The organism is Tateyamaria sp. (genome assembly GCF_039940735.1).
In the GTDB taxonomy this organism is placed as follows: Bacteria; Pseudomonadota; Alphaproteobacteria; order Rhodobacterales; family Rhodobacteraceae; genus Tateyamaria.
The window spans coordinates 18,311-42,573 of record NZ_JBDVGB010000015.1; the positions used below are offsets into that span (position 1 = coordinate 18,311).

The 24,263-nt window shown below is 55.6% G+C and carries 23 protein-coding genes, 1 tRNA gene and 2 pseudogenes; 9 read left to right on the plus strand and 17 right to left on the minus strand.

Annotated elements, in window-relative coordinates; all coding sequences use genetic code 11:
• The 8 genes and pseudogenes from accB to ABJF76_RS02765 form a co-directional block, all read right to left on the minus strand.
• Positions 1-501, minus strand: a complete 501-nt coding sequence (accB, locus tag ABJF76_RS02730) for an acetyl-CoA carboxylase biotin carboxyl carrier protein (protein WP_413820734.1) — start codon at positions 499-501, stop codon at positions 1-3.
• A 108-nt stretch (positions 502-609) separates the two neighbouring features.
• The gene (locus tag ABJF76_RS02735) at positions 610-1,836 is read right to left on the minus strand and encodes a calcium-binding protein (protein WP_413820733.1); all 1,227 of its coding nucleotides are present in this window, start codon (positions 1,834-1,836) and stop codon (positions 610-612) included.
• Between the two features lie 169 nt (positions 1,837-2,005).
• Complete coding sequence (locus tag ABJF76_RS02740; RefSeq protein ID WP_413820732.1) at positions 2,006-2,761, minus strand: ABC transporter ATP-binding protein; 756 nt, start codon at positions 2,759-2,761, stop codon at positions 2,006-2,008.
• 93 nt (positions 2,762-2,854) lie between these two features.
• A complete protein-coding gene (locus ABJF76_RS02745) occupies positions 2,855-3,085 on the minus strand; it encodes a hypothetical protein (RefSeq protein ID WP_413822505.1) in 231 nt (76 codons plus the stop codon).
• A gap of 15 nt (positions 3,086-3,100) precedes the next feature.
• Positions 3,101-3,619: pseudogene (locus tag ABJF76_RS02750) on the minus strand (ABC transporter ATP-binding protein); the annotation flags it as partial.
• An 11-nt stretch (positions 3,620-3,630) separates the two neighbouring features.
• A complete protein-coding gene (locus tag ABJF76_RS02755; protein ID WP_413820731.1) occupies positions 3,631-4,830 on the minus strand; it encodes a branched-chain amino acid ABC transporter permease in 1,200 nt (399 codons plus the stop codon).
• A 3-nt stretch (positions 4,831-4,833) separates the two neighbouring features.
• Positions 4,834-5,865, minus strand: coding sequence for a branched-chain amino acid ABC transporter permease (locus tag ABJF76_RS02760; RefSeq protein WP_413820730.1), 1,032 nt, complete (start codon positions 5,863-5,865; stop codon positions 4,834-4,836).
• 98 nt (positions 5,866-5,963) lie between these two features.
• Positions 5,964-7,301, minus strand: coding sequence for a substrate-binding protein (locus ABJF76_RS02765; RefSeq protein ID WP_413820729.1), 1,338 nt, complete (start codon positions 7,299-7,301; stop codon positions 5,964-5,966).
• Positions 7,302-7,535: 234 nt separating this feature from the next.
• On the opposite strand from ABJF76_RS02765, the gene ABJF76_RS02770 reads away from it, so the two are divergent.
• The 5 genes from ABJF76_RS02770 to ABJF76_RS02790 all read left to right on the plus strand — a co-directional run bounded on the left by ABJF76_RS02770 (position 7,536) and on the right by ABJF76_RS02790 (position 13,686).
• Positions 7,536-8,831 (plus strand): short-chain fatty acyl-CoA regulator family protein, encoded by a 1,296-nt coding sequence (locus ABJF76_RS02770; RefSeq protein ID WP_413820762.1) that lies wholly within the window; start codon positions 7,536-7,538, stop codon positions 8,829-8,831.
• A gap of 89 nt (positions 8,832-8,920) precedes the next feature.
• Complete coding sequence (locus ABJF76_RS02775) at positions 8,921-9,295, plus strand: response regulator transcription factor (RefSeq protein WP_413820728.1); 375 nt, start codon at positions 8,921-8,923, stop codon at positions 9,293-9,295.
• The gene (locus ABJF76_RS02780) at positions 9,292-9,588 is read left to right on the plus strand and encodes a hypothetical protein (protein WP_413820727.1); all 297 of its coding nucleotides are present in this window, start codon (positions 9,292-9,294) and stop codon (positions 9,586-9,588) included. Before ABJF76_RS02775 ends, ABJF76_RS02780 begins: the two co-directional genes overlap by 4 nt.
• Positions 9,589-12,264: an ATP-binding protein gene (locus tag ABJF76_RS02785; protein WP_413820726.1), complete on the plus strand. Its 2,676-nt coding sequence runs from the start codon at positions 9,589-9,591 to the stop codon at positions 12,262-12,264.
• Positions 12,265-12,369: 105 nt separating this feature from the next.
• Positions 12,370-13,686: a hypothetical protein gene (locus tag ABJF76_RS02790; protein WP_413820725.1), complete on the plus strand. Its 1,317-nt coding sequence runs from the start codon at positions 12,370-12,372 to the stop codon at positions 13,684-13,686.
• Between the two features lie 7 nt (positions 13,687-13,693).
• Here the strand turns inward: ABJF76_RS02790 and ABJF76_RS02795 are convergent, their stop codons facing one another.
• Genes ABJF76_RS02795 through ABJF76_RS02810 form a run of 4 tightly spaced genes read right to left on the minus strand, consistent with a single transcriptional unit; the run spans position 13,694 to position 15,244 of the window.
• Complete coding sequence (locus tag ABJF76_RS02795; RefSeq protein ID WP_413820724.1) at positions 13,694-14,125, minus strand: TIGR01244 family sulfur transferase; 432 nt, start codon at positions 14,123-14,125, stop codon at positions 13,694-13,696.
• Between the two features lie 10 nt (positions 14,126-14,135).
• Entirely contained in the window at positions 14,136-14,570 is a 435-nt protein-coding gene (locus ABJF76_RS02800) for a DUF6691 family protein (protein WP_413820723.1), read from the minus strand.
• On the minus strand, positions 14,567-14,986 hold the full coding sequence (locus tag ABJF76_RS02805) for a YeeE/YedE family protein (protein WP_413820722.1): 420 nt from the start codon (positions 14,984-14,986) through the stop codon (positions 14,567-14,569). The genes ABJF76_RS02800 and ABJF76_RS02805 overlap by 4 nt, the downstream gene beginning before the upstream one ends.
• 15 nt (positions 14,987-15,001) lie before the next feature.
• Complete coding sequence (locus tag ABJF76_RS02810; protein WP_413820721.1) at positions 15,002-15,244, minus strand: hypothetical protein; 243 nt, start codon at positions 15,242-15,244, stop codon at positions 15,002-15,004.
• Between the two features lie 105 nt (positions 15,245-15,349).
• Between ABJF76_RS02810 and ABJF76_RS02815 the strand changes: the two genes are divergently transcribed.
• Positions 15,350-15,613, plus strand: coding sequence for a DUF2312 domain-containing protein (locus ABJF76_RS02815; RefSeq protein ID WP_413820720.1), 264 nt, complete (start codon positions 15,350-15,352; stop codon positions 15,611-15,613).
• Positions 15,614-15,652: 39 nt separating this feature from the next.
• On the opposite strand, the gene ABJF76_RS02820 is transcribed toward ABJF76_RS02815, so the two are convergent.
• A complete protein-coding gene (locus ABJF76_RS02820; protein WP_413820719.1) occupies positions 15,653-16,528 on the minus strand; it encodes a hypothetical protein in 876 nt (291 codons plus the stop codon).
• A gap of 132 nt (positions 16,529-16,660) precedes the next feature.
• On the opposite strand from ABJF76_RS02820, the gene ABJF76_RS02825 reads away from it, so the two are divergent.
• Both ABJF76_RS02825 and ABJF76_RS02830 read left to right on the plus strand, forming a co-directional pair.
• Positions 16,661-16,736 (plus strand) — tRNA-Thr (locus ABJF76_RS02825).
• A 95-nt stretch (positions 16,737-16,831) separates the two neighbouring features.
• Complete coding sequence (locus tag ABJF76_RS02830; RefSeq protein ID WP_413820718.1) at positions 16,832-17,206, plus strand: hypothetical protein; 375 nt, start codon at positions 16,832-16,834, stop codon at positions 17,204-17,206.
• A gap of 137 nt (positions 17,207-17,343) precedes the next feature.
• On the opposite strand, the gene ABJF76_RS02835 is transcribed toward ABJF76_RS02830, so the two are convergent.
• The 4 genes and pseudogenes from ABJF76_RS02835 to ABJF76_RS02850 all read right to left on the minus strand — a co-directional run bounded on the left by ABJF76_RS02835 (position 17,344) and on the right by ABJF76_RS02850 (position 22,372).
• A complete protein-coding gene (locus ABJF76_RS02835) occupies positions 17,344-18,063 on the minus strand; it encodes a serine aminopeptidase domain-containing protein (RefSeq protein ID WP_413820717.1) in 720 nt (239 codons plus the stop codon).
• A gap of 82 nt (positions 18,064-18,145) precedes the next feature.
• Positions 18,146-18,769: a glutathione S-transferase family protein gene (locus tag ABJF76_RS02840; protein ID WP_413820716.1), complete on the minus strand. Its 624-nt coding sequence runs from the start codon at positions 18,767-18,769 to the stop codon at positions 18,146-18,148.
• A gap of 129 nt (positions 18,770-18,898) precedes the next feature.
• A pseudogene (locus ABJF76_RS02845) lies at positions 18,899-19,079 on the minus strand (transposase); the annotation flags it as partial.
• Positions 19,080-19,087: 8 nt separating this feature from the next.
• The gene (locus ABJF76_RS02850) at positions 19,088-22,372 is read right to left on the minus strand and encodes a chemotaxis protein CheB (RefSeq protein WP_413820715.1); all 3,285 of its coding nucleotides are present in this window, start codon (positions 22,370-22,372) and stop codon (positions 19,088-19,090) included.
• Positions 22,373-23,136: 764 nt separating this feature from the next.
• On the opposite strand from ABJF76_RS02850, the gene tig reads away from it, so the two are divergent.
• Positions 23,137-24,263 (plus strand): trigger factor (gene tig / locus ABJF76_RS02855; protein WP_413822504.1); only part of this gene is annotated, 1,127 nt, incomplete at its 3' end.

A 24,263-nucleotide genomic window follows, 5' to 3' on the forward strand; every position in this document is an offset into this window, starting at 1 on the left:
TTATTCGAGGATGACCAGAGGCGTGCCAAATTCGACCGCTGCCCCGTCATCTACGAGGATGCGCTTGATTGTACCGGCCCGTGGGGCGGGGATGTGGTTCATCGTTTTCATCGCCTCGACGATCAACAACGTGTCGCCTTCGTTGACGCTTTGACCGACGCTGATGAAGGACGGCGCATCGGGTTCGGCCTGCAAATACACAGTGCCAACCATGGGCGAGGGCACAGCACCGGGATCATCGGCTGGGTCAGCTGGTGCTGCTGCGGCGGCTGGCGCTGAGGCTGCGGCAATCGGTGCTGCAGCTGGGGCAGGTGCGGCGGCAACTGCCACTGTTTGCGCGGCAGAAACGTGTTGGGCCATATGGCGCGACACGCGTACATTCAGGCTGTCGTCTTCGCCGTATTCCCGTTTGACCTGCAATTCCGTCAGATCATTTTCGCGCAGCAGCTCTGCCAGTGCCTGAATAAAGGCGACATCCGCGTCATGGTTCTTTTTGCTCATTCTTGTCCTCGACCGCTCTGGGGGCGTTGCCCGCTTGTTCGTACCGCTTATAGCGAGGCAAGCAAGCGGTGAAAAGCGCCCTTACGTCAAGCCGTCACGTGAGGATGATCAATAGCCCAAATCGAAATCATTTTCCGTCAGACTGTCGGGTTCGATATCAAGCAACAGAATCGAGTGGTTCGCGCCGTATGAAAAGACGGGTTCGATTTCGGAAGCATTCGCGGCCCCAACCAGATCGATAAAGGCGTTCCCGTTTTCATAGGTCGTGAACTCTTCGATCGTCTCGTATGTGAAAAACCGGACAATAAGACCGGTTTCACTGTCGCCGCGGCCGACGTTGTAAATTGTGATCACATCACCATCGTTGAAATCCGTGATGGTATCGTCGCCCGATTGCGCCCCAAATATGAATGTATCCGCGCCGCTGCCACCCGATAAGACATCGTCTCCGCGACCGCCAACAAGGCGATCGGTCCCGTTTCCGCCCTGCAATTCGTCAGTGTCGCGGCCACCCAACAACGTGTCACTGCCCTGGCCACCGACCAGCAGGTCCTCGCCGTTGGCGCCTTGCAATAGGTCTGCGCCGTTCCCTCCAAACAGGGAATCATCGCCACCAATGCCTTGGATCAAGTCGCGCCCGTTGCCGCCGAAAACGACATCATTGCTTGCGTGACCGCGAACGGTGTCGTTGCCCGTCCCCGCAGAGATTTGACCGACTGTGCCGCCACCGTTAAAGCCAAGAAACAGATCGTCGCCGTTGCCCAGTGATACACGGTCGATGTCTCCTGTGTTTTCGACAACATCATCACCAGCCCCCGTGTTCAGGTGCCCGGTAATTGCCGCAGATTGAAAGCCAGAGTTCTCGATAAGGTCATCCCCAGCACCGGTCCAGACGTCGCCGTCAATAACGCCTGTGTTAAACAGAATATCGTCGCCGCTACCTGTTCGCACATCGTCGTCAATCAGGTTGGTGTTGAACACCAGATCATCCCCACCGCCCAATTGAATGCCGCCCAGAATGTCGCCTGCGTTCAGTACTGCGCGGTCACCGGTGCCGGTCACGAAAATCGATGTATCATTTCGGTCACTTTCGCCAATGATCCCGGTGTTGGCGATCAATACATCCGAGTCCCCACGTCCCGAAACGAAATCTCGTACAATTCCATCATTCAAAAACAAGCTTTCATTGTTGCCCAGAAATAAGAAGTTACGGGTTTCACCGACGACCTGTTCGACTTCAAGTGTTGGGGTGAATGTGGATATCGGTGCGAACGGATCGAAAAATGTATCTCGTAAAATTGTAAGGTCGATTAAATCGCGTATTGCGCGTGCCATAAGATGATTCCCCAGAAAAACTGATTCATCTTTGCCTTAATTTGGCCGTAGTTGCTACTCTTGCGTGCGCATGGGGCTATCTCGGAAACAATACCGACAAAATGGTGGCACTAAGAAAAAACCCGACCTAAAAGGCCGGGTTTTCAGGGTGTGACGGAAGACTTCCCTCTTAAATAGCTAGGTACTCGGCACGTAGTTCGGCGTTGTCTAGAACCTCAGCGGCTGTACCGTCAAAGACGATTCCGCCCGTGTCGAGGATCAAGGCGCGATCGGCCAGCTTCAGGGCGCGTACGGCGTTTTGTTCCACAAGGATGGTCGTGATACCTTGGTCTTTGATGATTGACAGGGTCTTTTCGATCTCGTCCACGATGACGGGGGCCAGACCCTCATAGGGTTCATCCAAAAGCAGAACCTTGATGTCACGGGCAAGCGCGCGGGCGATGGCCAGCATTTGCTGTTCGCCGCCCGACAATGTCGTGCCTTCTTGGGCGCGACGTTCACCTAGGCGTGGGAACAGGTCATAGAGCCGTTCAATTGACCACCCGATGGGCGGTGCGATTTGGGCCAGCTTCAGGTTTTCCTCGACCGTTAGGCCCGGAATGATGCGGCGATCTTCGGGGACAAGACCCAAGCCGGCTTGCGAGGCTTCGTGACTGCTCATTTTGTGGAGCGGTTGGTGATCGAGCCAGATTTCACCGTGTGTCACGAGCGGGTCACCGATGCGCGCGATTGAGCGCAAGGTAGAGGTTTTGCCCGCCCCGTTGCGTCCCAAAAGCGCGAGGATTTCGCCTTCATGGACGTTAAAGCTGACGCCTTGGACGATATAGCTTTCGCCGTAGTAAGCGTGCATGTCCCACACACTTAGAAAGGCGGGGGCGGTTTGCGCGTGATTGGCGTTTTTTGCCATGTCGGGTTTTGCATTCATGTCGTTGTCCTCGCTGGGCGGGGTAGGGGCGGAGGACACCTCCGCCTTACTGAGTTGGGTGCAGTAAGGCGGACGTGTCGTCCGCCATAGCGCTTAGGCCGCGTCTTGGCTTTCGCCCAGATAGGCTTCGCGCACTTTGGGGTGACCTTTGATCTTGTCCGGCGTGTCTTCGACCAGCGGAGTGCCTTGGGCCAGCACCGTGATCCGTTCGGCCAGCGAAAACACCACGTGCATGTCGTGTTCGATGATGGCGATGGTGATGTCACGCTCGTCCTTGATCTGTTTGAGCAGATCGATGGTGTTGTTGGTGTCCGCGCGCGCCATGCCGGCCGTTGGTTCATCGAGCAGCAGCAAACGGGGTTCTTGCGACAGGCACATGCCGATCTCAAGGCGACGTTTGTCACCACGCGACAGGGATGCTGCGTGCATGTCCTTTTTGTCGGCCATGTTCATTTCTTCCAACATGTGTGCCGCCTGATCAAGGATTTCACCGTCCTTCATCATCGTGGTGAACCCATTTGGCGTGAACGCCCCGTCTCGTTTGGCAAAGCAGGGGATCAGCATGTTTTCAAGCACGCTGAGATCGCCAAAGATTTCCGGTGTTTGGAACACCCGAGAAATGCCCATCTGGCAAATCTCAAACGGTTTGCGTCCCAGCACCGATTTGCCGTCGAACATCACTGACCCCGTATCCGGGATCAGTTTGCCCACCAGCACGTTCAGCAGCGTAGACTTGCCCGCGCCGTTGGGGCCGATGATTGCATGAACGGTGTTTTCCGCCACGCTTAGGTTCACGTCCCCCAGCGCCTGAAGGCCGCCGAACCGTTTGCCTACGTTTTTGACTTCGAGAATACCCATCTTAAGGTTCCTTATTCCGCAGGTGTGGTTGTGCCGTCAGGCGTGTTGGTGGTCGGCTTTTTGCGCTTGAACAGACCCGCGATGCGTTGTCCGCCCTCGACCAACCCACCGGGCAGGAAGATCACGACCAGCATGAACATCAAACCCAGCGTCAGGTGCCAGCCTTTCCCGATGAAGGGATAGACCAAAGCAACCAGAATATTTTCCAGCCCATCGGGCAGGAAGGCGAACCATTGGTGCAAGATCGTCTCGTTGATCTTGGACATGATGTTTTCCATGTACTTGATCATACCAGCGCCCAGCACAGGGCCAATCAGCGTGCCTGCACCGCCAAGGATGGTCATCAGAACGACTTCGCCCGATGCAGTCCAGAACATACGTTCCGCGCCCACTTGGGTGTCCATTGCAACCATCAGACCACCCGCAAGACCGGCATACATGCCCGACACCACAAAGGCAGCCAGCGTGTAGGGGCGCGCGTTCAGGCCTGTATAGTTCAGACGCTGTTGGTTGGATTTGATCGCACGCAGCATCATGCCAAAGGGCGAATTAAAGATGCGGATCGCCAGATAAAAGGCGGCCAGCATCGCGACCCCAGCGACGTAGAAACCAGCGTTGAACGTGAACAACCATGCGCCAACTTCCCATTCAAAGCTCGATCCCATTTCAAGGCCAAACAGGTTTGCCTTGGGTGATGCACCTTCGGCCAATGCACCATCAAGGATACGTGGATCGGCCAGTTTGGGTTGCAGGCCCGTTTCGCCGCCCGTGATCGGTGTTAGTACCGAATAAGCCAGCGAATATGACATCTGTGCAAAAGCCAGCGTCAGGATCGAAAAGTAGATGCCTGAGCGGCGCAGCGAAATCCACCCCACCAGCAAGGCAAACAGACCCGCAATTGCCACCGAAACGATAATCGCTGGGATGATGTTCATCGTCAGCAACTTCATCATCCACATCGCGGCATAAGAACCGACACCCAAGAACGCGGCGTGTCCAAAGGACAGATACCCTGTCAGACCGAACAGAATGTTGAACCCGATGGCAAAGATCGCAAAGATCACGAACCGCTGCATCAGATCAGGATAGCCCGCGTTGAACTGTGCTAACCCTGAATCCGACGGAAAGGGGTTCAGCAAGAAGGGGGCAAAGATGACCAGCCCAGCGACTAGCAGCAGAAGTTGTGTGTGTTTTTTATCAAGACCAAGCATGGGTTATTCCTCCATCACGCCTTTGCGGCCCATCAAGCCACGAGGGCGCGTGAGCAGAATGATGATCGCAACCAGGTAGATGATGATCTGGTTGATACCGGGCAAAAATTCGAGAACTTCGCGCATCGAGGCAAAGCTTTCCAAAATCCCAAGGACAAATCCGGCCAGCACAGCACCGGGCAAACTGCCCATGCCGCCCACAACCACAACCACAAAGCTAAGCACCAGAAAGTGCATGCCCATATCGTAGTTAGGTGAGTTGATAGGCACGTACATGACCCCAGCAACCCCGGCCACAGCGGCGGCAATCCCGAACATCAGCGTGAACCGCTTGTCGATGTTGATGCCCAGCAGTTGCACCGTTTCGCGGTCCGCCATGCCAGCGCGCACAACCATCCCGAAGGTGGTGAACTGTAGAAAGGCAAAGACAGCACCGATCACAACAGCCGCAAAGCCAAAGTACACGATCCGCCAGTAGGGATAGATGATAGTGTTGGGATCAAAGCCCAGCATAGCGCCAAAATCAAACGAGCCTGTGAACGCCGAAGGTGCCGGCATCGGAACAGGGTTGGCACCGTAGTAATATTTGATGATTTCTTGCAGAACCATGGCCAGACCAAAGGTCACAAGGATCTGGTCAGCATGGGGTCGGCTGTAAAAGTGCTTGATCAGCCCGCGTTCCATGATGACACCGATCAGGATCATCACAGGAATGGCAAAGATGATCGACAGCGGCACAGCCCAGTCGATTATCGTGTTGCCCGCAGCCTCTCCGAACCAGTCGTAGACATAGGGCACTTTGACCACCAATGCGTTGCCCAAAAAGTCAGTTTGGGTTTCGTCAATGACTTCGTGGCTGATCGAAATGATCCGGCTGAAGGTCACAGCACAGAATGCACCGATCATGAACAGCGCCCCGTGGGCGAAGTTCACAACGCCCAATGTGCCAAAGATCAGTGTAAGTCCCAGCGCAATCAGCGCATAGGCAGAGCCCTTATCGAGCCCGTTTAGAATTTGCAGGATGATTGCGTCCATCGGTCTGACCTTTGGTTGGAACAATTAGCGCCTCTCCAGCGTCATGACGCCGGGGCAGAGTAGGGTGGGCAAACTGCCCACCCAATGGTTTCAGTGGCTTATGCGCCTGGGTTGCAAGCACCCAGTTCGCCGCCAAAGATCGACGCATCGTAAGTCACCTGGCTGGCAGGTGTGACTTCTACGATTTCCAGAAGGTCGAACTCGGATGTTGGGTTCTCTTTACCCTTCACAACCAGAACGTCTTTGAAGCACTGGTGATCTTCGCCACGGTACAGCGTTTTGCCGTTGCCCATGCCGTCGAATTCGAAGTCGGAAAGCGCTTCGCCAACCGCACATGGGTTGAACGAACCGGCGCGCGTTACAGCATCTGCATACAGCAAGGTTTGCACGTAGCATGTGTGCGCCGCCTGGCTGGGTGGGAAGCCATACTTGGTGCCGAAGGATTTAACGAACGCTTTGGAGCCTTCGTCGGTCAACGACCAGTGCCAGTTTGTAGAGCCGAAGATGCCTTTAACGTTGGCGCCAGCACCTTTGGCCATCAGACGCGAGTACAGCGGAACAACGATTTCGAAGTTCTTGCCGTTCACTTCTTTGGCACGCAGGCCGAACTGAACCGCGTTGGTCAACGAGTTCACCATGTTCCCGCCGTAGTGGTTCAGAACCAGAACGTCGGCACCGGACTGCAGAACAGGCGCGATGTAGGACGAGAAGTCAGTCTGTGTCAGCGGTGTTTTCACAGCTGCAACAGTTTCCCAACCCATGGCTTCGGTCGATGTGCGTACGGCTTCTTCTGTGGTGTAACCCCAGTTGTAGTCCGCCGTCAGGTGATAGGCTTTACGTTCCGTGCCGTAGTTGCCAGCAAGGATTGGCGCGAGGGCCGCACCAGACATGTACGAGTTAAAGAAGTGACGGAAGCCGTTGGCTTTCTTGTCTTTACCCGTTGTGTCGTTGGAGTGCGTGAGGCCCGCCATGAAGATAACGCCGGCTTCTTGGCACAGCGCTTGCACAGCAACAGCAACACCCGAAGACGAACCACCAGTGATCATCACTGCGCCGTCTTTTTCGATCATCGAACGGGCAGAAGCGCGCGCGGCGTCAGATTTGGTCTGTGTATCGCCTGTGACATATTCGACTTTTTTGCCGTTGATGCCGTTGCCTTGCAGGGCTTTGGACGAGAACGTGTTCATCAGGCCGCCATCGCCGCCACCGTTCAGGTGCTCAACAGCAAGTTCGTAGGCGCGCAGTTCGTCTGCGCCTTCGTCGGCGTAGGGGCCAGACTGTGGCACGTTGAAGCCCAGTGTTACGGTCGAACCGGTTGGGTCATTGGTGAACGCAGCGGCAGACTGCGCTGTGAAAATCGTCGGAGCGGCCAAACCAGCACCGGCGAGCGTACCAGTTTTGATGAGACCACGACGTGTCAGATTCATCTTGGACATGAAAATCCTCCCTATAGTTGAAATGCGCCATCCTGCTCCTCAACCGGATGACACGACATCTTTTGATGCAAATACGTTATGTGGGTAAGATTGAAAATTGCGCAATAAACCCCTTGTTTCTCACGGTTATTTTGTAAACATATCCACAAGTGTATGGCGCTTTTTGTAAATTTTCTTATGTTGCAACGCAGAAACGTGTTGAAAAAGCTGACAAACAAGGACGGGACGGGCGACATGCGCGAGACTCTGACGGGCACACGAATACGCGAGCGGCGCGTGATGATTGGGGTTAAACAATCGCAATTGGCCCGTCAGATCGGCATTTCGGCCTCCTACCTCAATTTGATCGAACACAACCGGCGCAGAATCGGGGGTAAATTGCTTTTGGACATCGCTGCGGCCCTTGGGGTTGAGGTCTCGGCCCTGACCGAAGGGGCAGAGGCGGCACTGGTGTCTTCTTTACGTGAATTTGGCGCTGGCAGCGCTATGCCCGATGCTGAATTGGACAGTGCCGAAGACTTTGCTGGCCGTTTTCCGGCTTGGGCCGCGGCGTCTGCGCGGGCGCACCGCAAATTGGCGGCGCTTGAAAATACAGTCGAAATTCTGAGTGATCGTTTGGCCCACGACCCCGAACTTGCCGCGTCAGTCCATGAGGTATTGTCGACTGCCGCCGCCATTCGCGCAACGGCGTCTATTCTTGCGCAAGATAAGGACCTTGACCCCGAATGGCGCGACCGTTTTCACGCCAACATTGATGCAGACAGCCGCCGCCTTGCGGACAGTTCGAAATCACTTGTTGGGTTTCTGGACGCTGAAACCGGCGAAGCGGCAGTGACCGGCACGCCTCAAGACGAAGTCGAAGCGTTTCTTGAGGCCAATGACTATGCCTTTGCCGCCCTAGAAAAGGGACAGACAGATGTTGTGCCCTTGATTGATGCCGCCCCGGAATTGTCCTCGGTCGCGGGGCGCCACATTGCACGGGGTGTGCTGGATCGCATCAAAGCCGATGCCGCCCATGTGCCGTTGCCTGATCTGTGCGCGGCCCTGGATACGACGGGGTTGAACCCGCCCGCGCTGGCTGAACGGTTTCGTGTGAATGTTCCGATGATCTTGCGCCGTCTGGCGGCGGTGCCCGACCTTGGCTTTGGGCTGGTGGTGGCGGACCGCGCCGGAAGTCTGTTGTTTCGCAAGGCCGCCGAAGGGTTTTCGGTGCCACGCTATGGATCGGCGTGCCCGCTGTGGACGCTGTTTCAGGCGTTGGGACTGCCGGGCCAAGTGCTGTATCAACGGGTGCAAATGCCGGGGCGCAGTTCGGCGGTATTTGATTGCTATGCTGCGGCGGAAACGATGGGGCACTTCGCATTGAACGCGCCGCCTTTGGTGCAATCGACGATGCTGGTTGTTCCGGTTCAGCCAGATGACGGTGATGCAGGCACGGTGCCGATGACCGTTGGACCTGCCTGCCGTATCTGTGCAGCCGCTGGTTGTGCGGCGCGCCGCGAACCTTCGATCTTAAGTGAGGGGTTTTGACAGGCCCTGCAAATGGGCACATACTTGCTGCGCACCAAAGATAAACCATTCTCTGCGACCTTGGTGTGCTTAGGGGAGGAAGCCGCACTATGGGCAAGCATGTTTTGCTGGTCGAAGACGAGGTCAATATCATCGAGGCGTTGCGCTTTTTGCTGTCCCGCGAGGGCTGGCAGGTCGACACCCATTCGGATGGGGCGGATGCAATGGACGTGATCCGCGCCAAGCGCCCGGACTTGATCGTGCTGGACCATATGTTGCCGGGTAAAAGTGGCTTGGACATTTTGACTGAATTGCGTGCTGACCATAATTTTGTGGATTTACCGGTGCTTATGCTAACCGCGCGCGGACAAGCGCGCGATCGTGAGCAGGCCGAAAAAGCAGGCGTCAGCCGGTTCATGACCAAACCCTTTTCCAACACTGAAGTGATCACCGCGGTGCGCGACTTGGTGCAATTGGCACAATGAGCAGGCAGGGGGCGTCTCCGGTCTTTCTTGAGCGGCGCAGCTACCGGCGCCGCCGTATGATGGATGCTTTGCGTGTTTTGCCCGTGGTGGGCGTGCTTTTGTGGATGGTGCCGTTGTTTTGGCCCACTGCATCTGATGGGCCGGATGCGCCCGCCGCGATGGCGATGTCGGATGCGATTGTCTATGTTTTTGTGATCTGGCTGATTTTGATCGGCGCGGGCCTTGCCTTGTGGTGGCTGTTGCGTGCGGGGGCTGATGCTTCTGACGATTTGACCAAGCGCGAGGATGGCTAAATGACCTCCGTCAACCTGCTTGTTGGGGTCTCTTTGGTCTATGTGACCTTTCTATTTGCGATTGCGTTCTTTGCCGAACGCGCTGCTGCGCGGGGGGGCGGTCGATGGTTGCGGTCCCCGCTTGTTTATACCCTGTCGTTGTCGATTTATTGTACGGCGTGGACGTTTTACGGCGCCGTGGGCTATGCCGCGCGGTCGGGTATGGAATTTGTCACCATTTACCTTGGTCCAAGCCTTGTAATGATCGGCTGGTGGTGGGCACTGCGCAAACTGGTCCGCGTGGGTCGAGTGCAAAGAGCGACGTCCGTTGCGGATTTGATTTCGGCGCGGTTTGGTAAATCAAACCTGTTGGCCATCGTGGTCACTGTTATGGCCGTTATCGGCGTGACGCCATATATTGCGCTTCAATTACAATCAGTTACGCTGTCTTTTTCAATCTTTGCTGGCCCCGAGGGTGGCGATCTGAACGCGGGCACTGCCGGGTTTTGGATCGCCTTTGGCTTGGCGATCTTTACCGTGCTGTTTGGCACGCGGAACCTTAATGCAAATGAACGTCATGACGGGGTCGTCATCGCCATCGCGGTCGAGGCGGTTGTCAAACTGATCGCACTGTTGGCGGTCGGCGTTTTTGTCGTTTGGGGCATTGCCGGGGGCATCACCCCGATGATGGACCGCATCGATGCTTCGCCCATTGGCGCATGGGATATGGACCGCGGCCGTTGGGTTGCGCTGACCGCCTTGTCGGCGGCCGCTTTCCTGACCTTGCCACGTATGTTTCAAGTCATGGTCGTCGAAAACGAAGATGAACGGCACCTGCAAATCGCCGCTTGGGCCTTTCCGCTGTACCTTATGTTAATGAGCCTCTTTGTTGTGCCAATCGCAGTGATTGGCCTTGATCTGATGCCGGCCGGGGCCAATCCCGATTTGTTCGTGTTGACTGTGCCGTTGGCCGAAGGGCGGGTTGGCTTGGCGACGCTGAGCTTCCTTGGAGGGTTTTCGTCGGCCACATCGATGGTGATCGTTGCGACGCTGGCGCTGTCGACGATGGTTTCAAACCATGTGGTGATGCCGGTCTGGTTAAGTTCGCGCAGTGCGGGCGCACAGGTGTCAGGCGATGTGCGCAATGTCGTGATCTTGTCGCGGCGCGCGTCGATCTTGATGATTATCGGCTTTGGATACCTTTATTACCGCTTTTCTGGCGGTGGTGCGGCGCTTGCCGCGATCGGTTTGATTTCTTTTACCGCTGTGGCGCAGTTTTTGCCCGCTATGATGGGTGGTATTTTGTGGCGCGGGGCTACGCGCTGGGGCGCGCTGACTGGGCTTGTGGTTGGGTTTGCGATCTGGGTCTATTGCTCGCTTTTGCCAAGTTTTGGGCCCGGGGCCGTTCTGTCCGTGGCGACCTTTGAAAACGGGTTGTGGGGCCTTGGGTGGCTGCGCCCTCACGCGCTTTTTGGCATCGAGGGCGTCGATCCGACCGTGCATGCGGTGGCGTGGTCTTTGACGTTGAATTTGGCTGCGTTTGTGGGCGTGTCGCTGATGACATTCCCGGGCCCGTTGGAACGGCTACAGGGCGCGCAATTTGTTAACATTTTTGATCACTCGACCCAAGCGCGCGGTTGGGACGCGGCGCGCGCGACGTCCGAAGATTTGATGGTCATGGCGCAACGTATTTTAGGCGCGGAAGAGGCGCAAACCTTGTTCCGATCCGAGGCGCGATCCCAAGGTCTTGTTGGCACTTTGCCTGAACCGTCACAGGAGTTTTTACAGCGTCTTGAGCGGGAATTGGCAGCCTCGGTTGGGGCGGCGACGGCGCATGCGATGATCAGCCAACTTGTGGGCGGGGCGTCGGTGTCAGTGCAGGACTTGATGGCTGTGGCCGACGAATCTGCGCAAATCCTTGAGTATTCCAGCCAATTGGAAGCCAAGTCCGGCGAATTGACTCGCACGGCCGGCCAGCTTCGTGAAGCCAACGCCAAGTTGACGGCGCTTTCGGTGCAAAAGGATGCGTTTTTGTCCCAGATCAGTCACGAGCTGCGTACGCCGATGACATCTATCCGCTCGTTTTCCGAGATTTTGCGCGATACCGAAGGCATGGGGCAGCAGGAAAAGACCCGGTATGCCTCGATCATTCATGGTGAAGCGATCCGCCTAACGCGGCTTTTGGACGATCTTTTGGACCTAAGTGTGTTGGAAAACGGGCAGGTGTCCCTGCGTTATGAGACGGGTGTGTTGAACGCGTTGTTGGAAAAGGCGATTCAGACTGGGCAGGCAAGCAGCCCGCGGAATTTGACGGTTCGTCGCGATGTGCAAAAAACGGTGACGCTGACCACTGATTTGGATCGATTGGGCCAAGTGTTTATCAACCTGATCACCAATGCTGGAAAATATTGTGATGCAGAAGCGCCCGAACTTAAAATAAGCGTCCGGCGCGATGGGCCAGATGTTTTAGTGGTTTTCGCCGACAATGGGACGCCGATCCCTGAAGATGCGCGTACCTTAATCTTTGAAAAATTCGCGCGTATCGGTGATCAGGATGGGTCTGGCGCTGGGCTTGGCCTTGCGATTTGTCGCGAGATCATGACGCGGCTTGGGGGCGATGTGTCTTATGCGCCGGGGGCAAAGGGCAACACATTCATCGTGCATTTGCCGCGCCAAGAAGCGCTGGCCGCGCAATAGGCTCTGATCAAATTTATTGTTTAACCTGGTACGTATAAAGCGGTTGGTAACCAATCTCGCGTAGATGTGGCTTGTGTCATTACAGGCCGGAAACCGGCGGGGGATATGAGCGAAACCGAAGAACAATCCATTTTGGGGCGTAAAACTGCCGCGGGTCGTGAACAGCGCAAAGCGCGCGCCATGACGTTGCAAAAGGCGATGCGCGTCACCATGGCCAAGGTGGCGGATCAGGTGATGGATTTGCCTGTCTCTGTCATTGGCGTTGTGGTGCAGTCGGTGGCGGGGGACGATGTTGAGGCCGCGCTTGACGATGCAGCGCTTTTGCTTTTGCTCGATGGTCCGGCCAGATGCACGGGCGGTGTGGTGATTGACCCGGGCGTTGTTGGCGCATTTATCCAACAACAGACGATTGGATCGGTTCAACCGGATATGGGCGACACACGACCAATGACGCGCACCGATGCCGCGATCTGCGCGCCCTTGATCGATGCGCTGATCGCGCGTGCAGCGCGTATAGCGGATGAAGAAGACGACCGCGCACTCATCGAAGGGTTCACATTTGGCGCTAAGGCCGAAGATGCCCGTATCTTGGCTTTGGTGTTGGATGCTGCGGACTATGTGTCGATCCGCTTAACTCTTGATATTGACCGAGGCAGCCGTCAGGGCACCATAACACTGCTGTTGCCGACGTTGCAGGCGCGACAAGACACAGTTGACGGCGAAGGGGATGAAGCCGATGAACCCGAAAGCGACCTTGGTGGGGAACTGGCTGGTGCGGTGATGGGGCTGAACGCCGATCTAGATATGATCGTGTGCACGTTGCAGCTGCCGTTGAACACGCTTCAGGCTTGGGAAATAGGGCAGACACTACCCCTTACGCCCGGCACATTTCCGTCGGTGCAAATTACCACGCGTTTGGGTCGTGTTCTGGCGCGCGGGATGGTCGGACAAGTTGACGGAATACGCGCGGTCATGCCGACGCGCCCGCCGACACATGCGTCGCAACCGTTGCGGCGCGAAAGCGATAGGCCTAATATCGATTTGCCACAAGTCGAAGTGCTTAGTTCGACCGGGCGGCGATCAACTGTGCCGCGCGAACTAGATGTCAATGATGCTGAAATAGAAGAAGCAATGCGCGCTTTGTCGCTTAAATTGGATGGACCGGACGGCGTATCAGAGCCAGTCGCGCTACCACCTCCAAGCGACATTCCAGACGTTGTCACAGACTCGCCCGCAATGGTTGATATGTCTGCAACCGACGCTTTGCCTGACCTTGAAGACTTGTCAAACCTTGAGGACTTACCGGACTTGGCGGCAAGTTCAGACAACGATGGGCTGCCTGAACTCGACGATTTTCCCGATCTTGAGGATCTGCCAGATCTTGCCGATTTGCCGGATTTGCAAATGCAATCAGCAGGGTAGGGGCGCGTTACCCTTTGGCCTGCGCCAATGCGTCAAGTGTGGGGCGCAGATTGCTAAGTTCGTACCCACCATTTTGAGCCGTTGCCAAAATATCGTCTGTTGACATGCTTCCGGCATGGCCCAAACACCATACAACAGTCGAGCGTGTTCCTGACGCGCAATAGGCAAGAACCGGTCCGGCAGAGTTTTGGATGTGCCCCATATGGGTCGCCACATTTTCCGGGTTCATCGTCTGATGGGTCAGCGGCAAGCGCGCAAAAGCCAATCCAGCTGCTTTGGCGGCGGCTTCCAATGCATCAGCTTGGAAGGGCGGCGGGACTTCTTCGTCGGGGCGGTTACAGATCACTGTGGTGATCCCGGCGGCGGCGACCTCCGCCATATCGGCAGGGTCAAGTTGCGGAGCTACGAAATAGGTCGGGGTGATTTGTTTGATATTCATGAAGGCAAGATTAAGCGCGCGCAGCGCGGCTGTCCAGCGCCCGTCGCAGCGGTGGGACAGCCCACATGCCCGCCAACATCGCGAAAAGAAACGCCGCACCTTGCCATCCGCCATAGGTCAGTGATGCCAACGCAGGGCCGGGGCACAGACCAACCAGCCCCCACCCGACACCAAACAGAACCGACCCAAAGATCAAAGACCGTGACATGTCGGGATCGGGTTGCTTTGGAAATGTGCCGCCCGTCAATGGTTTGCGCCCATGGGTAAAGCGCCACGCCAACAACATTGGCAAAATCGCGCCGCCCATGACAAAGACCAAGGTCGGATCCCATTGACCGGCAAAATCCAGAAATCCACGCACGCGTGCTGTGTCTGTCATGCCTGAAATGTGCAATCCCGCACCAAAAAGTGCCCCGCTCAGCAGCGCCAGCGCCGCGCGCTTCACAGGCCCAACCCCATGCGCAGTGCCGTGACGATCAAAGCGCCCGCTGCGATGTAAGTGAGTGTCGCAACCAGTCCGCGCAACGAAAAGCGGGACAAACCGCAGACCCCATGGCCCGAAGTGCAGCCGTTAGCAAACCGCGTCCCGATGCCGACGCACAGACCGCCCGGTGCCAAAAGCCAAATTTGTGACGTGGTTTGTGTCGCAACCGTCCAGCCCGCCAAAGAAAGCAGGGCAGGGACCCCGATCAGGCCGACCAGAAATGCAATTGTGGTGCGTTGATCCGTTCCGCTGCCGTCCACAAGGCCGCCAACAATTCCGCTTGCCCCCATGATCCGCCCGGTGCCCAGCAATAGAACGGCTCCTCCGGTTCCAATCACCAAGCCCCCGATCAACCCATAAATCCAAGCGATGTCCATCACGCACCCCGTTGTTTAGTTTAGGAAAATCCCCACGATCACCAGCATCAACCCGATCACGGACACAAACAGCGCACCCAAATTCAACGGTAGAACGCGTGCCATAACAGCGCGCATGTCTTCGTCGGGCAATTGTGCACGCCGCGCGCGCCAAACGATGACAACACACCACATCAAACCGACAAGGCCCAGCAACGACAAGCCTGCGCCGCCCCAGATCAGACCATCAAATAGGGTGAATTTTGAACTGTTTTCCATGGCGAAGGGCTAGCGCAGTGGTGTGACCTTGGCAAGCCGGGTTGCCCCTTGCAGCGTTGCCATCACGCCGTTATCGAGGCGCATATCGCTAACAGGAGCCGCCCAATGTCTGATACTGCCACCAATGCCGAAAGCTACCGCGTCACCGCAGACGAGTTGCGCCAGTTCATCGAACGCATCGAACGTCTGGACATGGAAAAGAAAGATTTGGCTGATCAGCAAAAAGAGGTCATGGCCGAAGCCAAAGGGCGTGGGTACGACACAAAGGTGATTCGTAAGGTCGTCGCTTTGCGCAAGCGCGACAAGGATGACATTGCCGAAGAAGAAGCCGTACTTGAGATGTACAAAGAAGCGCTGGGCATGGGCTAAAACCTTGCGGCGTCTGATGCGCCTGTGCGCATCAGGCCTTTAGGGTGCGATGACCGTAACGCCGGGGATTTGCGCGACAGCGTCCATGTCTTGCTCGTAAAGCTCTGTCAGATCATCAATGTCGTCTTCGGTCCAGCCGGGGGCGTTTAATTCTTCTTCGATTTGATCATCGATGGCGAATTTGTCCAGAAACGCCGATATCACGCGGGGTTTCTGTTTTTCAGTTATCGTCGGGTGCGCCTTCAGATAGGCGCGAAAGCGTGTCATGCCTTCCTTTGACATGATGTCTGACAACAGATCAAAGCCACCAACAATCTTTTCGTCAGTTTCAAGCGCCGCCAAGGCGCGGATGATCTGTGCCCAAATCATCGGCATGTCCTCAAAGCACCACGTTGTGATTTTTACGCTCGGCGCGGCCGCGCGAATTTCGGCAAGTGTATTGGACCACTTAAACTCAAACGGGCTAACCCCGCGCAAAAAGCTGTCCATGTCTTCTTGCGGGGCGTGTTCGAAAATGGCTGGTAGAAAGGTGCCGGGATTGCGCATCGCAAGAAACAGTTCAACGTCGTCATGTTCAAAAAGGGCAGCAAGACGGGCCATGCGTTCTGGTGCGTGTTTATAGATCGCCCCATCGCGGACAATTTCGCGGGGCGCGCCAAACAAAAACATGTGGCTCAAAATCATGCGGTCCGCACTGTCGTCATCTAGAATGACATCAAGCAATATATCCCGCGCATCAGGTGAGGGCGCCGCGCCCTGCAAAGCGGTCATCGTTTCTTTGAGAAGGCCGCGATATTTTCCAGGGCCAGGTACCGCGACCCCGCGACGAGAGAAGTCTTGTGTATTGCGCAACAGACAGCGCAAGAGCCGTTCTTCTTCCGTAAAGTGCGCGCCTGCATGCAGGACCAGTTGCATCGTACCTTGCCTCATTGTCAGCGTTTGGGTTGCTGCGTAGCTATACTAAATTGGTGGTGGGAAGAAACCTCTGTCGAAGATGTAAATTTGGTCTTGCCAGTCCGCCCAACTCAGATTAGACCCCGCGCCAATGCCCCTATAGCTCAGCTGGTAGAGCAATTGATTTGTAATCAATAGGTCCGCGGTTCGAGTCCGTGTGGGGGCACCATAAAATCCAACCTAAGTGATTGACCTCTAATGGATAATCTCTGGTAATGAGTGACTCATTACATACACGCCTGCATACACAAAGCAGGTCCGAACATGTGGAAAGTCACCGTGAAATACGTCAGCCCAGCGCCCAAGAGTGGCAATTTGACTTACCGCAGGCGTGTCCCTGAGGTGTTGCAGGCACGGATTGGTAAAACTGAGTTCATCAAAGTGCTGGGCAAGACCCAAGCGGATGCGCTACTAGTCTACGGGCCTTACCACAATCACATTGAACACCTTATCGCCTTGGCAAAGGGTGGCGTGACCGGATTGTCACCTGCAGAACAGCGTGACCGACTCACAGCATTGCTGACCGAACGGGGGGCAAACCCGTACAGCGCTGGGCGAGATGACAACGAACGAACGTGGCGCGGAGAGGCCGCAGAACAGCTTGTAGGTCGCTATCAAGATCACACTACAGGCGAGTAGGGCCATGCAATCAACAGGTATTTGACGAATTTGATCCGCGTGTCGATCAACAGGCGGAATACATATGAGCGACTTCCGAGAACATGCCAGAAATCATTTGCGAACAGCAGCCGCTACATACATATGAGCCGGTGGCGTTAGGGTGATAGGTGTTGCGCCAAGAACAATTCGAGTGCTTCCCAATATTCTGCACCATCACCACTATCGAGGGCTGATGCACCATGCCGCCCGGAACCGTTTGGCACGAAGCCGACAACAGGGCTCTTGATCCGCGTTTGTAGTGGTTTCCATTGCCCTGTTTCGCCACGGGCAGCGGTCAAAAAGACGGGCACCGCGATGTTGCCAGCCTCGCGTGCAACATAATCGCGTACCCCATAATATTCTCCGGGCGAAAACGACATGACCGCATCAGCAAAGCCGCGATCTTTTGCAGACAACACCAGCACCAGCCCAGCCGAATAAGACGAACCAAGCACGCCAACCTTCTGTGCACCCGCCGTTTTGCGCGCCCACGCAGCCGCTGCAACAAGATCAGGGATTGCATCGACAAAGTTCTTGCTGCCCCCGGCCGCGACAACGGTGTCATTCTTTACCCCGTTGAACTGCCCACCAGAGCGTTGATCCACGGCCAGAGTGGCATAGCCTAGGGCGTTCAACCTCTCGGCAGTCTTTAGGTATTCCCCCCGGCTGGCCCCAGCCATGTGATAAAGCACAATCACCGTCTTGGCCGCAGCACTGGGTGTGTTGAAGTCAGCGGTAACGGTTACACCATCGGACGCGGGAAACCGCACAATCTCAGCCTGTGCGGGAGTGTTGAGCAAAAGTGCCGATGTAAGCGCAATAAGCAGACGTTTCATGATAGATCCTTTCGGTGTTGCTGGTCAGCCTAAAGAGCCACGCTGCGACCCGCGAATAACGATTGTGCGAGGCGCGATGAACTTACGCTTTGGCGCGCGTCGCTTGATCTTCAGCAATCAACGCCGCGATCTTTGGGCGGGTTACCTGCTTTGCAAAATAGGCCTCGAGTTGCGGATAACCTGTTATCGGCACCTGTGCGCGCGCCGAGAGCACGAGGAACCAGACAAGATAGGCATCTGCCGCTGTAAAGCGATGGCCGACAAGAAAATCGCGTTTGCTCAGGTGCTCGTTCATCAGCGCGAAACGATCTGGTGCAAGGGCGCGAAAGTTGTCTTTTACTGGATCGGTTGCTTCCGGGTAAAACACCACGCGTAAAATCTGTTTGTGTAGTTCCGTGGCCGTAAAGCTCAACCATCGGACCAATTGAAAATATGCCGGATTGTCCGCGGCGATCTGCATATCCGTCTGTGTTTTTGATTGCACCCAAAGCAGGCAGGCGGAGGTTTCCGTCAGTAGCTCTCCTGACTCAAGCCGCAGGGTCGATACCTGCCCTAAAGGGTTCACATCAAGGAGTGACCCGCCTGAGGCCAACGCCTTGGTCGTAAAGTCGACAAGATCGATGTCCAAGGGAACATCGCCCTCTGCTGCGGCAAAACGCACTGCGAGAGAACAATTGAACGGACAATGATACAAAAGCGCAGGCATAATGGGTGTCTCCTCGTTTCGGGCCTTACTGGTTTATATAGCTCCTGTTTAGAAACCAGTCATTTGCATAAGCGCAGCGAAAAGGCACAAAGCCCATCAGTTTGCCGAGGTCGTTTGCTTGTTGAATTACCGCGTCATAACGCCAGACGACCGACGCTTGCCAGTTTGGAAGAACTCCTTCGACCAGCTGTAATAAAGACTTTCCGCGATACCTTTACGACGACACAGTTCTGAGGCTTTCTTCACCACGTTGCCCCGTCAGAACGATGCGGATCTTCACTTCCGCCGGATAGGCTTGGCGCGTCTTGCGGGGGGGGCTTAGGCCACCTCTTGTTGCGACACCACTTGCCTTAGGCTGCCAAAAATATGAGAGACCTTGCCGTCGTCCTCGCGCCGATGGACCTGACCTTTACACTCGCATGCGTGCATCGAACCATCCTTGCGCATCACCGACAACGTGATGTCAAACGATTTGCCATGCTCTAATGCGGCCTGAAAATATGAACCAATTCGGCTGCGCTGGCAGGGTTCCATCCGCAACAAAAGGCTTTCGAGCGAGGGGTGGTGGTGTTCTCGGTCATAGCCGAGGATATTGTACATAGATTGGTTCCAGCGCGGTGCTTTGTTTTCCACATCGAACGAGAAAAAGCCGATACCAAGGTCTTCTTGAACCGATTCAAGGCTGGCAAGGCGGATACTGCGTTCGGTTTCGTTGGCAGTGTCCCACACAACGCCAACCAATTGGGTCGGGTCACCTTCGGAACTGCGGACGAGGGTCGTTTTTCCGCTGACGGAAATGATATTATCCGAGCTGTCAAAGATCCGACGATTATATTCGATGCTGCCACCTTCGGCGATCAGCTTATCGGCCGATTTCATTGCGCTTTCGCGATCCTTGGGGTGGATCATGTTCAACGTGTCTTCCCAAGACGGCATATGCCCAGACTCGGGGCGCTTGTAGATGGCAAACATTTCGGGGGACCAGAACAGTTCGCCTGTATCAAGGTTGTAGGACCAATGCGCGACATGGCTGATATCGCACATCATTTCGACAATCCGCGACAGCGGTTCACTGTCATATTGGGTGACGGTGATCGACAGGCCAATCAGTTTGCGGTGTTGATCGTGCACAGGCGACACCACAAGTGCATAGTATTTGCCACGCGACACGATCGGCACACGCCGATTTTCCTGCACGCGCAACACGGTGTTGGCAAGCGGGACGAGGGCAGGGAAGCCCACGGGCAGATTGCACTGGCTTAGATGAATACCCGTCGGAGGAATGTCGTTTAAGCCGAACAGATCAAGGGCAACCCGTGACAGGCGGCGCACCATCAATGCCTGATCCGCCAATGCGACGGCGTATGGGGCCGAAGTCATGGTGGCCTCAAGTTCAGAGGCCAGCGCCTGACGTTCCGCTGAACTGATTTGCAGTTCTTCGTTGAGGGCCGTCAGTTCTTCGTTGCTGGACTGAAGCTCTTCGTTTGAAGTTTCAAGTTCTTCGTTGGTGGCTTGGAATTCTTCGTTGGTAGATTGCAGTTCTTCATTGACCGATTGCAGTTCTTCGTTGGCGGTCTGCAATTCTTCAATTGTTCGTTGTAAAGCCTCTTGGGTCGCGCGAATTTCATGCTCCATCTGTCCGACATAGGCGCGATGTTCTTCGTCTGTGATGTCGTCGATCTTGGCGTCTTTCGCATCCTCAAACCGTGCATCGATGCCGACAAGGCAATGGGGTTCGCCGCGTTTCGTGCTGTTGTAGGGAAACACTTGCAATTGAATGCGGTTGCCCACTGGCAGGGACACAGAATGCCAACGCCCAATGCGGCGCGATTGACTGCGTAGCGCCACGGCAATCAGACTGCTGGCTTCGGCGCGCAGCGGTTCGATCAACATCCTTAGGTTTAGCGCCGTTGAAGCCCCCGCACGGATTTCCATGAAAGGGCTCAGATCGCCCAATACTTCGATGATATTGCCATTTTTGGTGCAGATCATGCCATTGGGCGCGACAACGCGGGCCAGTGACATTTCGGAAATCGAATTAGCCTCTTCCTTGCTGGGTTGATTGCGTGAACCGCCCATTGCACGTCGTTTGCGTTGATGAATTCGATTGCCGGGATCGATCGACAATTCGCCGGACATCCCGCGGCGTTTGACAAATATTTTGTCCGCGTCTTGCCTGCCTTCAAAAAAGACACCCATTTCCCCAACGGTTTCGGACGTGCCTAAAAACAACAGCGCGCCTTTGCCCATGGCGTAGTGCAAGCGGCTAAGGACGTGTTCTTGTAGGGCAAGGTTGAAATAGATCAGCAAGTTGCGGATGCTGACCAAATTAACGTCGATGAATGGCGGATCCTGACAGACGTTGTGATGCGAGAACAGGGTGGCTGCGCGCAACTCGGGGCGCACTTTTATATAGGTGTCGCTGATGATGAAATATTCCTGAAGCAACTCGGGCGGAATGTCTTGCGCGGCGGCAATCGGATACACGCCGCGACGCGCCACTTCGATGGCCTTTTGGTCGATGTCGGTGGCAAAGATCTGCACGTGTTTAGACGCAAGCGTATGGATGCCTCCAAGAACTTCAGCCAGAGTAATGGCGATGGAATAGGCTTCTTCCCCCGTTGCGCAGCCCACAACCCAAATGCGAAAAGGGCCATCGCCGTGGTTCTTGAGGGTGGCGCGCAGCTCGTTTTCGAGCTTTTCAAACTGTTCTGGATCGCGAAAGAAACGCGTGACCGAGATCAGCAAATAGCGGTGCAGCGCGTCCACTTCGCTGACGTTTGAGCGGCAATAATTGATATACCCGTCAAAATTATCGATATCGAGAACCGTCATACGGCGCGTAATGCGGCGGTTCAGAGTATTTTCTTTGTAGTCGGTAAAGTCCACCTGCGTGCGGGCCAAAAGGATTTCAAACAACTCATCCAGCGGATTTGGTTCGTCCCACAAAGCGCATAAGCTGTTGAAGCCACGCGGTCGGGTCAGGATCTTTTCGAGATGAGTGCCAATTTGCTTGGGCGACAGGGTTAAGTCGATGCACCCTGTTTCAATGGCGGATGCGGGCATGCCGTCATATGTGGCAGTCGCAGGGTCTTGGGCAATTGTAATCCCGCCAACTTCGCGAATGGCTTGAATGCCATCGCTGCCATCCGAACCGGTGCCGGAAAGTACGATTCCTATACCGCGCTCGCCACATTCGACGGCAATGCTTTTGAAAAGCCGATCCGCCGAAGGTTTGGGCGAAGCGGCATGCCCGGCAGGTGCGCGCAGATGCAAAAGACCATTTTCATAGGTGACATCGCTGTTGGGCGGCGTGACATAGATGGTGTCAGGCTCAGGCGTTGTTTCGGCCACAATCTCGCGCACTGGCAGGTCCGTTTCGCGGGCGACCAGCGTCGACAGAATGCTCTTGTGCATGGGGGACATGTGTTGCGCCACCACATAGACCGCGTTGGCAAACTTTGGCAGGTTTTGCGCCATTAAAGACAGCGCCTCAAGCCCGCCGGCCGAGGCGGCAATGGCGATAATGCGGGGAAGTGGGGTATCGGCGGTTTCATCCTGATGCGATGCCAGCGCGTCTTGTTTAGGCAGGTTGTCTGACACGATGCGAGACCTCTGTGGGGTGTAGAAAATTCACGCTATGCGGGAGGATAGGCGGATTTATGCCGGTGCGCAATACAGATCAATCAAGTTCGGCAAGTGGTTTGAGGACACAAGTTTGCAGGCAAAACCATTCTTGCCCAGTGGCTCAACCCGCGCGTCGTCGCAATAACTCACCTCCACAGTCGCCGCGATGATCGGCGCCTGATCAAATGGTTTCGTCTCAAAACGTCAAATGGCATCGGATGCGTCGATGCCAGACACATGAAGGTCCATAAGTATCAGACCATACGCATCAGGATTTTCCCATAAAGTTTGACAGCCCTCGCAGTCATTAGACGTGATTCCGGCGGCCACACCTAAATCATCAATGATCTCTTTCATGTTCGAAGGCGTAAGCTAAATTTTAGTCCAAGCGCCTTGGTATTCATTCTGGCCAGAAGCTTACATTTTTGCGCCGCAAGCCCGGTTTGAGGGCGGTTGTGGATGGATTGAGACATGGGCGTGGTGTCTTACAAAGTTGATCGCGCATTAATGCTGTCGCGCGACGGTGCTGTCCCGTTTTTTCGGCGCAGTTAAAGTACGTGTAAGAAGGGCAGGGCCATTGTGCGGCCGTTGCGTGTATTTGCGCTATATTTGCGCGCGGATATTATTGCCTTTTTGGCCGCATGCGCCCTATTCCCTTGCACACCGCTCACGCCCTGCATAGAAGGGCGCGAATTTCCGATTAGCCCCTGACGCGGGGCCTATACCCCATGGGAGCACACATGCAGGTCACCGAGACGCTGAACGAAGGTCTGAAACGCGGCTATGCCATCACGGTAACCGCCGCCGAGCTTGAGACAAAAGTCAACGAAAAGCTGGTCGAGGCACAGCCCGGCATCGAAATGAAGGGCTTTCGCAAGGGCAAAGTCCCGATGGCGCTGCTGAAAAAGCAATTTGGCCAACGCCTGATGGGCGAAGCGATGCAAGAAAGCATCGACGGCGCGATGTCGGATCACTTTGAAGCGTCCGGCGACCGCCCAGCCATGCAGCCCGAGGTCAAAATGACCAACGAGGACTGGAAAGAGGGCGACGACGTTCTTGTTGACCTGTCCTACGAAGCGCTGCCTGCCATTCCTGAACTGGACATGGGTAAGCTGACGCTGGAACGTCTGGTGGTCAAAGCGGATGATGCTTCCATTGACGAAACCCTGACATCGCTGGCCGAAAACGCCAAGACTTTCACAGCGCGCAAGAAGGGCTCAAAAGCCAAAGACGGCGACCAAGTTGTGTTCGATTTCGCGGGCAAAGTGGACGGCGAATTGTTTGACGGTGGTTCAGCCGAAGGGCACGCGCTTGTGCTGGGCTCTGGCCAGTTTATCCCCGGCTTTGAAGAACAGCTTGTCGGCGTAAAAGCGGATGAAGAAAAGGCTGTAACTGTAACATTTCCCGAGGAATATCAGGCTGAGCATCTTGCTGGCAAAGAGGCCGTGTTTGATTGTTCAATCAAAGAAGTCAAAGAACCAGCAGCCGCTGAAGTCAACGACGAGTTGGCCAAAAACTACGGTGCAGACGACCTTGCCGGTCTAAAAACCCGCATCGGTGAGCAACTCGAAGGCGAATACGCCGGTGCCGCCCGCGCAGTGATGAAACGCGCATTGCTGGATCAGCTGGACACAGCCGTTTCGTTTGAATTGCCACCCAGCTTGCTGGACGCCGAAGCCAAGCAGATCGCACACCAGCTGTGGCACGAAGAAAACCCCGATGTCGAAGGGCACGATCACCCCGAGATCGAAACCACCGAAGAGCATACCACACTCGCCGAGCGCCGCGTGCGTCTGGGTCTGTTGCTTGCAGAAGTGGGTCAACTTGCCAAGGTCGAAGTCACCGATGCCGAGATGAGCCAAGCCAT

What these genes read in the sequence shown, in the direction of transcription:
- accB (WP_413820734.1), bottom strand. Translation starts at nt 501, where the DNA reads ATGAGCAAAAAGAACCATGACGCGGATGTCGCCTTTATTCAGGCACTG.
- ABJF76_RS02735 (WP_413820733.1), bottom strand. Translation starts at nt 1,836, where the DNA reads ATGGCACGCGCAATACGCGATTTAATCGACCTTACAATTTTACGAGAT.
- ABJF76_RS02740 (WP_413820732.1), bottom strand. Translation starts at nt 2,761, where the DNA reads ATGAATGCAAAACCCGACATGGCAAAAAACGCCAATCACGCGCAAACC.
- ABJF76_RS02745 (WP_413822505.1), bottom strand. Translation starts at nt 3,085, where the DNA reads ATGGCGCGCGCGGACACCAACAACACCATCGATCTGCTCAAACAGATC.
- ABJF76_RS02755 (WP_413820731.1), bottom strand. Translation starts at nt 4,830, where the DNA reads ATGCTTGGTCTTGATAAAAAACACACACAACTTCTGCTGCTAGTCGCT.
- ABJF76_RS02760 (WP_413820730.1), bottom strand. Translation starts at nt 5,865, where the DNA reads ATGGACGCAATCATCCTGCAAATTCTAAACGGGCTCGATAAGGGCTCT.
- ABJF76_RS02765 (WP_413820729.1), bottom strand. Translation starts at nt 7,301, where the DNA reads ATGTCCAAGATGAATCTGACACGTCGTGGTCTCATCAAAACTGGTACG.
- ABJF76_RS02770 (WP_413820762.1), top strand. Translation starts at nt 7,536, where the DNA reads ATGCGCGAGACTCTGACGGGCACACGAATACGCGAGCGGCGCGTGATG.
- ABJF76_RS02775 (WP_413820728.1), top strand. Translation starts at nt 8,921, where the DNA reads ATGGGCAAGCATGTTTTGCTGGTCGAAGACGAGGTCAATATCATCGAG.
- ABJF76_RS02780 (WP_413820727.1), top strand. Translation starts at nt 9,292, where the DNA reads ATGAGCAGGCAGGGGGCGTCTCCGGTCTTTCTTGAGCGGCGCAGCTAC.
- ABJF76_RS02785 (WP_413820726.1), top strand. Translation starts at nt 9,589, where the DNA reads ATGACCTCCGTCAACCTGCTTGTTGGGGTCTCTTTGGTCTATGTGACC.
- ABJF76_RS02790 (WP_413820725.1), top strand. Translation starts at nt 12,370, where the DNA reads ATGAGCGAAACCGAAGAACAATCCATTTTGGGGCGTAAAACTGCCGCG.
- ABJF76_RS02795 (WP_413820724.1), bottom strand. Translation starts at nt 14,125, where the DNA reads ATGAATATCAAACAAATCACCCCGACCTATTTCGTAGCTCCGCAACTT.
- ABJF76_RS02805 (WP_413820722.1), bottom strand. Translation starts at nt 14,986, where the DNA reads ATGGACATCGCTTGGATTTATGGGTTGATCGGGGGCTTGGTGATTGGA.
- ABJF76_RS02810 (WP_413820721.1), bottom strand. Translation starts at nt 15,244, where the DNA reads ATGGAAAACAGTTCAAAATTCACCCTATTTGATGGTCTGATCTGGGGC.
- ABJF76_RS02815 (WP_413820720.1), top strand. Translation starts at nt 15,350, where the DNA reads ATGTCTGATACTGCCACCAATGCCGAAAGCTACCGCGTCACCGCAGAC.
- ABJF76_RS02820 (WP_413820719.1), bottom strand. Translation starts at nt 16,528, where the DNA reads ATGCAACTGGTCCTGCATGCAGGCGCGCACTTTACGGAAGAAGAACGG.
- ABJF76_RS02830 (WP_413820718.1), top strand. Translation starts at nt 16,832, where the DNA reads ATGTGGAAAGTCACCGTGAAATACGTCAGCCCAGCGCCCAAGAGTGGC.
- ABJF76_RS02835 (WP_413820717.1), bottom strand. Translation starts at nt 18,063, where the DNA reads ATGAAACGTCTGCTTATTGCGCTTACATCGGCACTTTTGCTCAACACT.
- ABJF76_RS02840 (WP_413820716.1), bottom strand. Translation starts at nt 18,769, where the DNA reads ATGCCTGCGCTTTTGTATCATTGTCCGTTCAATTGTTCTCTCGCAGTG.